Origin of the sequence: Kitasatospora sp. NPDC059812 (assembly GCF_042732075.1) — a bacterium.
GTDB lineage: Bacteria > Actinomycetota > Actinomycetes > Streptomycetales > Streptomycetaceae > Kitasatospora.
Genome location: NZ_JBHWIO010000001.1, coordinates 209,420 through 222,089, shown reverse-complemented (window position 1 = coordinate 222,089; position 12,670 = coordinate 209,420). Strand labels below are relative to the sequence as shown.

16 protein-coding genes are annotated in these 12,670 nt (G+C 74.0%); 2 read left to right on the top strand and 14 right to left on the bottom strand.

Features of this window, described 5'->3' with window-relative positions; translation table 11 throughout:
- Positions 1–142 precede the first annotated feature (142 nt).
- From lgt to hisI, 14 genes are all read right to left on the bottom strand, one after another.
- The gene (gene lgt, locus ACFV6D_RS01055; RefSeq protein WP_380557426.1) at positions 143–1,243 is read right to left on the bottom strand and encodes a prolipoprotein diacylglyceryl transferase; all 1,101 of its coding nucleotides are present in this window, start codon (positions 1,241–1,243) and stop codon (positions 143–145) included.
- A 143-nt stretch (positions 1,244–1,386) separates the two neighbouring features.
- Positions 1,387–2,250, bottom strand: coding sequence for a thioredoxin domain-containing protein (locus ACFV6D_RS01050; RefSeq protein ID WP_063347163.1), 864 nt, complete (start codon positions 2,248–2,250; stop codon positions 1,387–1,389).
- 68 nt (positions 2,251–2,318) lie between these two features.
- Complete coding sequence (locus ACFV6D_RS01045; protein ID WP_079135521.1) at positions 2,319–2,837, bottom strand: MauE/DoxX family redox-associated membrane protein; 519 nt, start codon at positions 2,835–2,837, stop codon at positions 2,319–2,321.
- A gap of 200 nt (positions 2,838–3,037) precedes the next feature.
- Entirely contained in the window at positions 3,038–3,286 is a 249-nt protein-coding gene (locus ACFV6D_RS01040; RefSeq protein WP_380428827.1) for a hypothetical protein, read from the bottom strand.
- Between the two features lie 212 nt (positions 3,287–3,498).
- Entirely contained in the window at positions 3,499–4,308 is an 810-nt protein-coding gene (trpA, locus tag ACFV6D_RS01035; protein WP_380557423.1) for a tryptophan synthase subunit alpha, read from the bottom strand.
- Between the two features lie 2 nt (positions 4,309–4,310).
- Positions 4,311–5,582 (bottom strand): tryptophan synthase subunit beta, encoded by a 1,272-nt coding sequence (gene trpB / locus ACFV6D_RS01030; RefSeq protein WP_063347166.1) that lies wholly within the window; start codon positions 5,580–5,582, stop codon positions 4,311–4,313.
- Between the two features lie 47 nt (positions 5,583–5,629).
- On the bottom strand, positions 5,630–5,779 hold the full coding sequence (trpM, locus tag ACFV6D_RS01025; RefSeq protein WP_167745855.1) for a tryptophan biosynthesis modulator TrpM: 150 nt from the start codon (positions 5,777–5,779) through the stop codon (positions 5,630–5,632).
- 9 nt (positions 5,780–5,788) lie between these two features.
- On the bottom strand, positions 5,789–6,595 hold the full coding sequence (gene trpC, locus ACFV6D_RS01020; protein WP_063347167.1) for an indole-3-glycerol phosphate synthase TrpC: 807 nt from the start codon (positions 6,593–6,595) through the stop codon (positions 5,789–5,791).
- 347 nt (positions 6,596–6,942) lie between these two features.
- On the bottom strand, positions 6,943–7,386 hold the full coding sequence (locus ACFV6D_RS01015) for a DUF2752 domain-containing protein (RefSeq protein WP_063347168.1): 444 nt from the start codon (positions 7,384–7,386) through the stop codon (positions 6,943–6,945).
- 119 nt (positions 7,387–7,505) lie between these two features.
- Positions 7,506–7,760, bottom strand: a complete 255-nt coding sequence (locus ACFV6D_RS01010) for an HGxxPAAW family protein (protein WP_380334098.1) — start codon at positions 7,758–7,760, stop codon at positions 7,506–7,508.
- A gap of 241 nt (positions 7,761–8,001) precedes the next feature.
- Entirely contained in the window at positions 8,002–8,604 is a 603-nt protein-coding gene (locus ACFV6D_RS01005) for a TIGR02234 family membrane protein (RefSeq protein WP_380376397.1), read from the bottom strand.
- Positions 8,601–9,101 carry a Uma2 family endonuclease gene (locus tag ACFV6D_RS01000; protein WP_380557420.1) on the bottom strand — a complete coding sequence of 167 codons (501 nt, stop codon included), beginning with the start codon at positions 9,099–9,101 and terminating at the stop codon, positions 8,601–8,603. The genes ACFV6D_RS01005 and ACFV6D_RS01000 overlap by 4 nt, the downstream gene beginning before the upstream one ends.
- 50 nt (positions 9,102–9,151) lie before the next feature.
- Positions 9,152–10,675: an anthranilate synthase component I gene (locus tag ACFV6D_RS00995; protein ID WP_063351042.1), complete on the bottom strand. Its 1,524-nt coding sequence runs from the start codon at positions 10,673–10,675 to the stop codon at positions 9,152–9,154.
- A gap of 48 nt (positions 10,676–10,723) precedes the next feature.
- Positions 10,724–11,095, bottom strand: a complete 372-nt coding sequence (hisI, locus tag ACFV6D_RS00990; protein WP_063347172.1) for a phosphoribosyl-AMP cyclohydrolase — start codon at positions 11,093–11,095, stop codon at positions 10,724–10,726.
- A 216-nt stretch (positions 11,096–11,311) separates the two neighbouring features.
- On the opposite strand from hisI, the gene ACFV6D_RS00985 reads away from it, so the two are divergent.
- Together ACFV6D_RS00985 and ACFV6D_RS00980 are read left to right on the top strand one after the other, a co-directional pair.
- Entirely contained in the window at positions 11,312–11,887 is a 576-nt protein-coding gene (locus tag ACFV6D_RS00985) for a hypothetical protein (protein WP_380557417.1), read from the top strand.
- Positions 11,888–11,906: 19 nt separating this feature from the next.
- Positions 11,907–12,551, top strand: coding sequence for a TIGR03085 family metal-binding protein (locus ACFV6D_RS00980; protein ID WP_380334086.1), 645 nt, complete (start codon positions 11,907–11,909; stop codon positions 12,549–12,551).
- Positions 12,552–12,670: the final 119 nt, after the last annotated feature.

The window sequence follows — 12,670 nt, the reverse complement described above, 5'->3', positions numbered from 1 at the left end:
AGGGCAACCCGAACAGCCCGGACAACCCGGCCGACGGCGGCGCCGAGGCCGCCAATACGGCCGCCCGGCAGGCGGTCGCGGGCGGCGTCCCCGGCCCGGCCGCCCCCGGCGGCGCCCCCCCGAAGCGGGGGGAACTCCCAGGTCAGGTCAGGTTCTTGGCATTCTTGTCGGCGCTCTCGACGGCTTCGGGCGCTGCCTCCGCGTCCGCCTTTTCGTCCGCGGACTGGGACAGTTCGGCGGTCTCACCGGCCCCGGCGACCTTCTCGGACGGCGCGGGCTTCCCGGCGGCCTTCTCCGCCGAGGAGGCCTTGCCCGCCTTCTCGGCCTTGCCGGACTTCTCGGACCCCGCAGCCTTGCCGGACTTCTCGGACGCCGCCGCCTTGTCGGACGGGCCCTGCGCCTCGCCCTCCTCGTCGGCCAGCGGGTCGATGCTCGCCGGGTCCTCCCGACCGGGCCGCTTCTTGCCGACGACCACCAGGTAGACCACGGCGCCGATGAACACCACGATCGACGTCCAGTCGTTCAGCCGCAGGCCGAAGTAGACGTGCGCCTCGTCGATCCGCAGCCACTCGGTCCAGAACCGGCCCACCGTGTACGCGGCCACGTACAGCGCGAAGGCCCGGCCGTGCCCCAGCTTGAAGCGGCGGTCGGCCCAGATGACCAGCAGCGCGACCCCGACGCACCAGATCGACTCGTACAGGAAGGTCGGGTGGTAGACGCCCTTGACGACCTCGCCGCCCGGCAGCTTCTTGTCGATCTCCAGGCCCCACGGCAGCGTGGTCGGCCGGCCGTACAGCTCCTGGTTGAAGTAGTTGCCCCAGCGGCCCATCGCCTGCGCGAGCGCGATGCCCGGCGCGATGGCGTCCGCGTACGCGGGCAGCGGCACGCCCCGGCGGCGGCAGCCGATCCAGGCCCCGACCGCGCCGAGCGCGACGGCGCCCCAGATGCCGAGGCCGCCCTCCCAGATCTTGAAGGCGTTCCAGGGGTTCTTGCCGACCCCGAAGTACAGCTGGTGGTCGGTGATCACGTGGTACAGCCGGCCGCCGACCAGGCCGAAGGGCACGGCCCAGACGGCGATGTCGCCGACCGTGTGCTTGGCACCGCCCCGGGCGACCCAGCGCTTGCTGCCGAGCCAGACGGCTACGACGACACCGAGGATGATGCAGAAGGCGTAGGCGCGCAGCGGGACCGGTCCGAGGTGCAGGACGCCCCGCGACGGGCTGGGAATGTAGGCGATATCCATGGCGGTTCCGACGCTACAGGGTCTGCGGCCCCTGCTGGGCACCCCCGGGGTCACAGATACCGAACAACGGGCACCGGGAACGGCGCCGCCGCCCCCTCCGGACGGGGAGGAGGCGGCGGCGGTCACCCGGCGGTGGGCGGGGCTCAGCCCGCGGTCGGCGACGGGTTGTTGGCCTCCGAGGCGGTGCTGGTGGGCGCCGGGGTCTGCCCGTTGGAGCCCGCGGTGCCCAGCTGCTTGCCCTGGTTGGCGGCGTCGACCCACTTCACCAGGTTCGCCGGGGTGATCTCCTCGGCGCCGTTCTTGGGGTAGACCGGCTGGCCGTTGAGCAGCACGGTCGGGGTGGACTTGTAGCTGGACTTGTCGAAGTCCTGCTGCACGGACGACACCCATCCGCCGTACTTGTTGTCGTTGACGCAGGCCTCGAAAGCGGGCGTGTCGAGGCCGTTGACCTGCTTGGCGAGGTTGATCAGGACGGCCTTGTCGCCGAAGGCGTCGCTGGTCTCGTCCGGCTGGTTGCGGTACAGCACGTCGTGGAAGTCCCGGAAGTGCCCGGCGTCCTGGGCGCAGGCCAGCGCGTTGGCGCCGGCCTTGGAGCCCTTGCCCGGGACGGCCCGGTCGATGAACGACACGATGTGGTAGTTGGTGTAGATCTTGCCGGCGTCTTCCAACTGGTCGACGGTCGAGGAGAACTCGCGCTCGAAGATCCCGCAGGCCGGGCAGCGCGGGTCCTCGTAGACGGTGAGGACGGCCGGGGCGTTGGCCGAGCCGGCCGGGATGACCAGGTTCTTGTCGCCGATCGTCCCGGCGGGGGCGGCGACCGGGGTCTCCGGCTTGGAGCGCTGGTTCTGCACCACGACGCCGGTGACCACGGCGGCGGCGATCACCACGAGCACCGCGCCGCCCACCAACAGCTTCTTCCTGCGCTTGGACGTGGCCTCGTCGGCCGCCCGCTGCTCCAGCATCCGCTCGCGGGCGGTGCGCTTGCCTTCTCGGTTCTTCTCGCTCATTGCCTTGACATCCACAATCGGGGAGGGCCTTCGTGGGGTGGGGTGGGGGTGCGGCGGGGGCCGGCCGGTCAGCTCGCCAGCCAGCCGTCCGCCGAGAGCCTGGTGCGGGGCCGCCACAGCAGCCACCCGGCCAGCAGGAGGAACCCGGTGTCGCGCAGGATCTCCTGGAGGTACTCGGTCTGCGAGGCGTCGACGTGCCCGCCGCCGCCGAAGCAGCCGCAGTCGATCGAGATGCCGCGCGCCCAGGCGGCGGCGATCCCGGCGATGAAGGTGAGCAGCAGCAGTGCGGAGACGCCGGCGACGATCCGGACGCCGAGGCCGATCACCAGCAGCAGGGCGAGCGCCAGCTCCAGGAAGGGCAGGGCGTAGCCGACCGGCTTGACCAGGCCCTCGGGCAGGATCTCGTAGGCGCGGACGGCCTGGGCGGCCTCCGCCGGGTCGGCGATCTTGGCCAGGCCGGCCCAGCCCCAGACCACCGCGAGGCCGAGCCGGACGACGGTGCCCAGCCACGGACTCCAGGCCGGCACCGGCCGCCGGGCGGGCGGCGCGGGCGCCGGGTCACCGGGCTGCGCTGCCGGGCCGGCCATCAGGGAACCCCCCTCGGGAAACTCGTTCACTTCCTGATGAACCGTAAGGGATGAAGGGCGGTTCCTCCATATTCAGGAATTAAGCCGGATGGGTGACGTCTGGTGATGGTGTGTCCGAATCCGGCGAACGTCCGTTCAAGGGCGGACGGCCGGGCGGGCGGCCGCGCGGACGGCCGTGGTCGATCAGGTCGGCGCGGCCCTCAGGAGCGGCAGCCGGGCGGACGGCCGGGGTCGAACAGGTCGGCGCGGCCCTCGTGGTGCGGGTGGGCGGCCCGTTCGGCGGCGTTCCAGCGGGCCGCCTCGGCGCAGGCGTACGCGTCCCGCACGGCCCGCTCGGCACCGCGCCTGGCCAGCGCCTGCCCCACCTCGGTGTGCGCGCCGACGGCGGCGCCGAGCGCCAGCGCGGCGGCGGCCGCCCGCAGCAGAACGGCCCGATGGAGACCCGGCACCGGCTCACTCCTTCGCTCGCTCGGCAACCCCCGTGCACCTCGTTCGTGCACTCGTCCCTCCACTCAACGCCGGTCAACCCCGCCTGATGCGTGTGCCCGTCGCTGTTCACCCGTTCGGGGCCGCGCGAGCGCCGCCGCCCGGCGAGCCGGGCGCACGCAAGCGCGACGGCCCGCCGCCCACGAAGGGCGACGGGCCGTCAGTGGTACGGGGGTCAGCGCCGGCGGACGCCCGCCGCCAGCTCGCCGGCCAGGGCGCGCACCGCGTCCAGCGCGGCCTCCTCGTCGTCACCGGCCTCCAGGATCCGCTTCACGAACGCGGAGCCCACGATCACGCCGTCGGCGAAGCCCGCCACCTCCGCGGCCTGCGCGGGGGTGGAGACGCCGAGGCCGACGCAGACCGGCAGGTCGGTGGTGGCCCGGGTGCGGGCGACCAGGTCCTCGGCGAGCGAGCCGACCTGGGCGCGGGTCCCGGTCACGCCCATCACGGCGGCCGCGTAGACGAAGCCGCTGCCGGCCGCGGTGACCTCGGCCAGGCGCGGGTCCTTGCTGCTGGGGGCGACCACGAACACGGTGTCGAGCCCGTGCTCGTCCGCCGCCTTGCGCCACTCCTCGGACTCCTCCACCGGCAGGTCCGGCAGGATGCAGCCGGCGCCGCCCGCGGCGGCGAGGTCGGCGGCGAAGCGCGCGGTGCCGTAGCGGTCGACCGGGTTCCAGTACGTCATCACCAGCACCGCCGCCTCGGGGTGCGCGGTGGCGACCTCCTGGACGGTGCGCAGCACGTCCTTGATCCGCACGCCGCCGCGCAGCGCGATGTCGTCGGCGGTCTGGATGACGGCGCCGTCCAGCACCGGGTCGGAGTGCGGCAGGCCGACCTCGACGATGTCGCAGCCGCCCTCGATCAGCGCGTTGATCGCCCGGATGCCGCCGTCGACGGTCGGGAAGCCGCCCGGCAGGTAGCCGATCAGCGCGGCGCGGTCCTCGGCCTTGGCGGCCGCCAGGATGCCACTGAGCTTCGATGCCATGGTCACTTACCCCCGTGGGCCGCGTCGTGGGCCGAACCGCCGGCCGGCTCGTCGTACAGGCCGAAGTACTCGGCCGCGGTGTGCATGTCCTTGTCGCCGCGCCCGGAGAGCGAGACCAGGATGGTGGCCTCGGGCCCGAGCTCGCGGCCCAGCTCCAGGGCGCCGGCCAGCGCGTGGGCGCTCTCGATGGCCGGGATGATGCCCTCGGTGCGGGACAGCAGCCGCAGCGCCTGCATGGCGGCGTCGTCGGTGACGGGGCGGTACTCGGCCCGTCCGGTGTCCTTCAGCCAGGCGTGCTCCGGGCCGACGCCCGGGTAGTCGAGGCCGGCGGAGATGGAGTGCGACTCGATGGTCTGGCCGTCCTCGTCCTGGAGGACGTAGGTGCGCGAGCCGTGCAGCACGCCGGGGTCGCCCTTGGTGAGGGTGGCGGCGTGCTTGGGGGTGTCGGCGCCCTCGCCGGCGGCCTCGCAGCCGATCAGGCGCACGCCGGCGTCGGGGATGAACTCGTGGAAGATGCCCATCGCGTTGGAGCCGCCGCCGACGCAGGCGACGACGGCGTCGGGCAGCCGCCCGGTGCGGTCGAGCACCTGCTGGCGGGCCTCGATGCCGATGACCCGGTGGAAGTCGCGGACCATCATCGGGAAGGGGTGCGGGCCGGCCACGGTGCCGAACAGGTAGTGGGTGGAGTCCACGTTGGCGACCCAGTCGCGGAACGCCTCGTTGATGGCGTCCTTGAGGGTGCGGCTGCCGGAGGTGACGGACACCACCTCGGCGCCGAGCATCCGCATCCGGGCGACGTTCAGCGCCTGGCGCTGGGTGTCGACCTCGCCCATGTAGATGGTGCAGTCGAAGCCGAACAGGGCGCAGGCGGTGGCGGTGGCCACGCCGTGCTGGCCGGCGCCGGTCTCGGCGATGATCCGGGTCTTGCCCATCCGCCGGGTGAGCAGGGCCTGGCCCAGCACGTTGTTGATCTTGTGCGAGCCGGTGTGGTTCAGGTCCTCGCGCTTGAGCAGGACGCGCGCGCCGCCCGCCTCGGCGGAGAAGCGGTGCACGTCGGTCAGCGGGCTCGGGCGGCCGGTGTAGTCCTTGAGCAGGCCGTCGAGTTCGGCGGCGAAGGCCGGGTCGGCCTTGGCCTTCTCGTACTCCTCGGCGACCTGCTCGACCGCGGCGACCAGCGCCTCGGGGATGAAGCGGCCGCCGTAGGCACCGAAGTAGCCTCGGGCGTCCGGCACCTGGGCGCCGGGCAGGTAGTCCTTCGCGGACTTGTCGGACATGGTGGAGTCCTTTGGGAGATGACGACAGGGACGTCTCGTGGCTGGGCTCAGCCGGATGTCCGTCGCCATCGGCGGCCCGGCACCTGCCCGGGCTCGCAGCCGATCACGTAGCGCACCCGCCGCCCCAGCACCCGGCGTGCGGGCGCGCGGCAGCCGCGCGGGCGGCAACCGGGGGCGAGGCGGGTGGCGATCTTCATGTCGGCGGGTCAGTCCTTGTGCCGGACGGCGGGGTGGGCGCCGGCCGCGACCAGGTCGGCGACCGCGGCGCGCGGGTCCTTGCCGGTCACCAGGGACTCGCCGACCAGGACGGCGTCGGCGCCCAGGTTGGCGTAGGAGATCACGTCCAGCGGGCCGCGCACGCCGGACTCGGCGATCTTGACGACGCTGTCCGGGATGGCGTGGACGACGTTGCCGAAGGTGTTGCGGTCCACCTCAAGGGTCTTGAGGTTGCGGGCGTTGACGCCGATGATCCGCGCCCCGGCGTCCACCGCGCGCTTGATCTCCTCCTCGTCGTGCACCTCGACCAGCGGGGTGAGGCCGATCGACTCGGCCCGCTCGATCAGCGACACCAGGGCCGACTGGTCCAGGGCGGCGACGATCAGCAGCGCGAGGTCGGCGCCGTGCGCGCGGGCCTCCCACAGCTGGTAGGCGGTGACGATGAAGTCCTTGCGCAGCAGCGGGGTGTCCACCGCCGCGCGGACGGCGTCCAGATCGGCCAGCGAGCCGCCGAAGCGGCGCTGCTCGGTGAGCACGCTGATCGCGGCGGCGCCGCCGGCCGCGTAGTCGCTCGCCAGGGCGGCCGGGTCGGCGATCGCGGCCAGGGCGCCCTTGGAGGGGCTGGAGCGCTTCACCTCGCAGATCACCCGGACCCCGTCGCCCTTGAGCGCGGCGACGCCGTCCTTGGCCTCGGGGGCCTTGGCGGCGAGTTCCTTCAGCTGGTCCAGGGAGACCCGGGCCTGCCGTTCGGCGAGGTCCTCGCGGACCCCCTCGATGATCGTGTCGAGCACACTCATGCGCACACCTCGCTTCGCTCAGCAGGCGCTGCGCGCAACACGCACCTGTCAATGGTTCGCTCGCTCACGCGAAGTGCCCCCAACATTTCTGTTCGTTCGCCGGCGACGAGCCGTCCGGGCGGTGGCCCGGCGGCACTTCGATGGTATCGGCACCCGGGGGCGCGGGGCGCATCCGCCCGGTGTGCGTCTCGCGTGCCGGACGCCCCCCTGAGCAGCCCCCAACTGCGGTTTCACCGGTTCCCCGGCGGTGCCCGAACGCGCGGTGCGGACCAAGTGGACCGATGTACGGGCCCCGGTGTGGACCGGTGCGCGAGCCTGCGCGGCTCGCTACCCGCCGGCGTGGGCGATCAAACCAGCAGGGGCGCCAGCCCCGCCCCGACGGGCAGGTTGCGCACCACCGTGAACACCAGCAGCAGCAGGAGGATCAGCACCCAGCGCCGGGCCCCGACCGGGGGCCTGGGCCGCGGCCCGGCGCCGGTCAGCGCGGCCCAGGCCCAGCGCAGCCACAGCAGCGCCAGGACGCCGAACAGCAGGACGGCCGCGGCGTTGTCGTGCAGCGCGCCGGTGAAGTCCCCGTGGGCCAGCGCGTGGACGCAGCGCAGCCCCCCGCAACCGGGGCACCACCAGCCGGTGGCGGCCAGGAAGGGGCAGTCGGGGTAGTGCCCGGGGGTGTTCGGGTCCACCGCGGCGACGTAGACGGCGGGGACGGCCACCGCCGCCAGCGCGGCCAGCGGCGGACCGAGCCGGCGCAGGACGGGCGGCAGGGCGGAGGTGGTGGAGGCGGAGGTCACGCCCCGATTCTGCCCGTGCCGGGCCCGGACAGAACGAAACGGCGGGCGTGGCGCGCCCGCCGTTCGGTACTGCTACGAGTCGTACTCCTGCGAGTCGTACTGCTGCGAGGAGTCCGTCGTCAGGCGGCGACGGCGGCCCGGGCCGCGCGCTGCTCCTCGTGCGAGGTGTACACGTTGGCGCTCGGCTGCTGGCCCATGCCCGCCATCGACATGGCCTTGCCGACCACGCCGCCGGCCAGGATGACCGCGATGCCGGCCCAGACCAGCATCACCGACGGGAGGATCATCGCGACCCCCGCGATCCCGAAACCGATGAACGTGATGGTCACGCCGGTCCAGGCGGCGGTGGTGTGACCGTGTGCTGCTGCTGCCATCTGAGTGGTGCTCCTAGCCTCTCGGGGCCCGGCCGGGCCTGCGGGGCCGCCGGCGGGTTGACGGGTTCCATTGTGCCGGGCCACACACCGACGGCCCAAAGCGGGTGGCGGGTCTATCGCGTCACACCGCCGCCGGGGCCCGTTGAGGGCTGCTGAGGCCTACTACTGGGGCCCGCTCAGGCCGGAAGCCCGGGCCCGGCGCTCAGGACCAGCGCTCAGGAGCAGCGCCCAGGCCCCGCGCTCAGACCGTGGTCGGGTCCTCGCCCCGGTCCAGCGCCTTCCACAGGTCGGCCGGGGTCTCGCTCTTCGCCGGGGCCTTGCGGGTGGGCGCCTCGTAGCGGCTGCCCATGGCCGGCCAGCTCCGGCCGTAGCGGAGGGTGAGCAGCCCGGCGACGGCCAGCAGCAGCCCGCCGGCCAGCGCCACCCAGGGCCAGCCGGTGTGGCCGACCTCGGTGGCCGCCGAGCCGGACAGCGCCAGCTTGCGGGCCGCCTCGGCGTCCAGCGCGGCGGTGTCGCCGGCGCCCGCGGCCGAGGCGGCTGCCGCGCCGAGGCCCGCCAGGAGGGTCAGCGCGCCGACCGCGAGCCGGCCCGCGCCGCGCACCGCGAACACCGCGACGGCCGCCGCCAGCCCCACCAGGGCCAGCCCGCCCGGGAGTTCGGAGATCGCGCCGCCGGAGACGGACACCGCCAGGGTGCCGGCCCGGCCCTCGGCCCAGACCCGGCCGACGGCGGTCAGCACCAGCACGGCGCTCAGCACGGTCAGCAGGAGCATCACGCCGAGCGTCCGGCGCCCCGACGCGGGGGCCGGCGGGGCGGGTACGGGGGTCTGGTCAGGTGCGCTCACCCGTCCACTATCCCCCGCCCGGCGTCCGGCCCCGCACCCGGGGTGGGCGGCCCGGCCGGGAACTCGTCCGTCCGCAGCACCAGCGTCCGCCCGGCGAGCGGCAGGAACAGGTCGTTGCCGAACGGCACCCGCTCCGCCTCCCGGTACCCGCCGTCGGCGGACGGCGCGGTGTGCACGGTGCAGGCCGCCGCCGCCGGGTCGACCACCACGTACAGCGGGATCCCGCTGCGCGCGTACGCCAGCGCCGCCTCGGCGAGGTGCGGCCGGGCCACCTCCAGGACGGCCTCGACGTCGCTCCCGGCGTACCGGCCCCGGCCGTCGGGCTCCGTCCCCGGGGCGGTCACCGTCAGGTCGGGGATCAGGTCGGGGACCCCGGCCGGGACGTCGGTCACGGCGCCGGACAGCACCCGGCCGTGCCCGCCCAGCTGGTCCTCGATCTGGGCGGCCGCATCGAGCACGACCACCCGCCGCAGTTCGTCGGGCGACACCTCGGACATCCCGGCCGCCTCCCTCGACGACTCACGGCTTACAGCTCACGACTGTCGACTCACGACAGTTCCGGCGTCCGCAGCGTATTGGCGGTGGCGACGGCCCGCAGCACGGCGGCCGCCTTGTTGCGGCACTCGGTGTCCTCCCCGTGCGGGTCGGAGTCCGCGACCACGCCCGCGCCGGCCTGCACGAAGGCGGTGCCGTCGCGCAGCACGGCGGTGCGGATCGCGATCGCGGTGTCGGAGTCCCCGGCGAAGTCCAGGTAGCCGACGCAGCCGCCGTACAGGCCGCGGCGGGTGGGCTCCAACTCCTCGATGATCCGCATCGCACGGGGCTTGGGCGCGCCGGACAGGGTGCCCGCCGGGAAGCAGGCGGTCAGCACGTCGAAGGCGGTCCGCCCGGGCGCCACCCGGCCGGTGACGGTGGAGACGATGTGCATCACGTGGCTGTAACGCTCGATGTGCATGAAGTCGACCACCTCCACGCTGCCCGGCTCGCAGACCCGGCCGAGGTCGTTGCGGCCCAGGTCGACCAGCATCAGGTGCTCGGCCCGCTCCTTGGGGTCGGCGAGCAGTTCGGCGGCCAGCGCCGCGTCCTCGTGCGGAGTGGCGCCGCGGTGCCTCGTCCCGGCGATCGGGTGCACCATCGCCTCGCCGCCGGTCACCTTGACCAGCGCCTCCGGGCTGGAGCCGACCACGTCGAAGCCGCCCTCGGCGGTGCCGTCCGGCCCCGGGAAGCGGAACAGGTACATGTACGGGCTGGGGTTGGTGGTGCGCAGCACGCGGTAGACGTCCAGCGCCGAGGCCGGGCAGGGCGCCTCGAAGCGCTGCGAGGGGACGACCTGGAAGGCCTCGCCGGCCCGGATCCGCTCCTTCACCACCTCCACCGCCGCCCGGTACGGCGCGCCGCCGAACGGGGAGCGGGCCTCGCCCGGCCCGGCCGGGGTGAAGGTGGCCAGGCCCGGGTCGACCGGCTTGAGCAGGTCGGCCTCCATGGCGTCCAGCCGGGCCACCGCGTCCGCGTAGGCCTCGTCCACGCCGCTGGCCAGGTCGTTGTGGTTGACGGCGTTGGCGATCAGCAGCACCGTGCCGTCGACGTGGTCGAGCACGGCGAGGTCGGTGGCGAGCATCATGGTCAGCTCGGGCAGCCGCAGGTCGTCCGGGTTGAGGTCGGGCAGCTTCTCCAGCCGGCGGACGACGTCGTAGCCCAGGTAGCCGACCAGGCCGCCGGTGAGCGGCGGCAGGCCGTCGTCGTCCCGGCGCGGGGTGTGCAGCGCCTCCAGCGCGGCGCGCAGCACCTGCAAGGGGTCACCGCCGGTCGGGATGCCGACCGGCGGGGTGCCCAGCCAGCGGGCCTCGCCGTCCTCCCCGACGGTGAGGACGGCGGCGCTGCGGACGCCGACGAAGGAGTAGCGCGACCAGCTGCGGCCCTGCTCGGCGGACTCCAGCAGGAAGGTGCCGGGCCGCTCCTCGGCGAGGCTGCGGTACAGGCCGATCGGGGTGAGACCGTCCGCGAGGAGCCTGCGGGTGACCGGGATGACCCGGGTGTCGACGGCGAGCTTGCGGAAGGCTTCGAGATCCATGGCGAGCGGCACCTTCTGGAGATCCGGTAGGAGGAGCAGGAGGAGAGGTCAGGCGAGCGGGAGCACGTCGGCGTCGAAGCAGGTGCGGTCGCCGGTGTGGCAGGCGGCACCGGTCTGGTCGACCTTCACCAGCAGAGTGTCGCCGTCGCAGTCCAGCGCCACCGACTTGACCGCCTGGGCGTGGCCGGAGGTGTCGCCCTTCACCCAGTACTCGCGGCGGCTGCGGCTCCAGTAGGTGCAGCGGCCGGTGGTGAGCGTGCGGTGCAGCGCCTCGTCGTCCATCCAGCCCAGCATCAGCACCTCGCCGGTGTCGTACTGCTGCGCGATCGCCGGGAGCAGGCCGTCCTCGGTGCGCTTGAGGCGCGCGGCGATCTCGGGGGCCAGGGCGGTGGTGCCGGGGGTGGCGGGTGTGGTGGACATGGGGCCATTGTTGCAGTCCGGCCCGCAGCCCCGGATGCGCCGTGCGCCCTGTGCCGTGCGCCTTGTGCGGTGGGCCCTACACGGTGCACTCACTACCTCCGGGCTGGATCCGTGCGGCCGGGGAGCCTATCCCGCCCCACCCCGAACCTCGCCGTAAAGGGGCGATTTCGGCCAACCGCCTGCCGGGCGGGCCCCGCGTGGGCCATCCTCATGGCCATGACCTCCGAGCAGCAGCCGCCCGCAGCCGCCGACCCCCGCCCGTCCCGGGGCCTGGTCCTCGCCGTCGTGGCCGTCCTGGCCGTGCTGCTCGCGGTGGTGGCCACCGTCCTGCTCTGGCCGGAGGAGCGCAAGCCCGCCGCCTCGCCACCCCCGCCCACCCCCACGGCCACCCCGACCCCGACACCCACCCCCACGCCGACACCCACCCCGACCAAGGCCCCGCCGTACGCCTTCTTCCCGGTCGGCGCCTGCTTCGACCACCCGCAGCTCAGCCCGGTGATCACCAAGGCCGAGGAGCGCCCCTGCACCGGCGAGCACGACGGCCAGGTGATCGCCGACCTGAAGCTGGCCGACGGCCTGACCGGCGAGATCCCGATCGCGCTCGCCATGCGCGAGGGCTGCAAGGAGGCAGAGGCCGCCGCCAAGGCCCGCCAGAACGACGGGAAGACGTACTACGGCCGCCAGTTCGGCCCCGCCCAGGCCAACTACCAGCAGGGCTGGCGGGACTACACCTGCACCCTGACGGCCTCCAACAAGCAGGGCGGCCCCAAGCTCACCGGCAACCTGCACTGACAGCCTCTATCGTGGCGCCATGTCGAACCACGCCCTCGCCGAACGCCACCGCCTCGCCGCACTCCTGGCCGCCGCCGGGCCGGACGCCCCCACCCTCTGCGCCGGGTGGACCACCCGCGACCTCGCCGCCCACCTGGTGATCCGGGAGCGCCGCGCCGACGCGGCAGCCGGCATCCGGGTCGGCGCCCTCGCCGACTGGACCCACCGGGTGCAGTCGGCGTACGCCGAACGCCCGTACGAGGAACTGCTGAAGCTCTTCCGCTCCGGCCCGCCGGTGTTCTCCCTGTTCGCCCTGCCCGGCGCCGACGAGGCCGCGAACACCGTCGAGTACTACGTGCACGCCGAGGACGTCCTGCGGGCCGCCGACGACTGGACGCCCTCCCCGGTGCCCGCCGGCCGCGCCGAAGCCCTGTGGCGCCGCCTGCCGCTGCTGGCCCGCCTGGAAGCCGGCCGCCGCTCCCCCGTCCGCCTGACCCTGCGCCGCCCCGACGGCCAGTCCCTCACCGTCGGCCCCGCCGGCTCCCCCACCGTCCAACTCACCGGCGAACCGGGCGACCTGGTCCTCTTCACCTACGGCCGCGGCACCCACACCACCCTCACCACAGACGGCTCCCCCGACGCCCTCGAAGCCCTCCGCCACGTCCTCCCCCTGCCTGCGCGGTAAAAGCGAGAAAAATGAAGCGGGGGGGCCCGGGCTTAACGGGGGGGGGGGCGCGACACACCATTCCAATGTGTTATGGGGGGGATTCGATAAAACACCCCGGGGGTGATATCAGCCCCCCT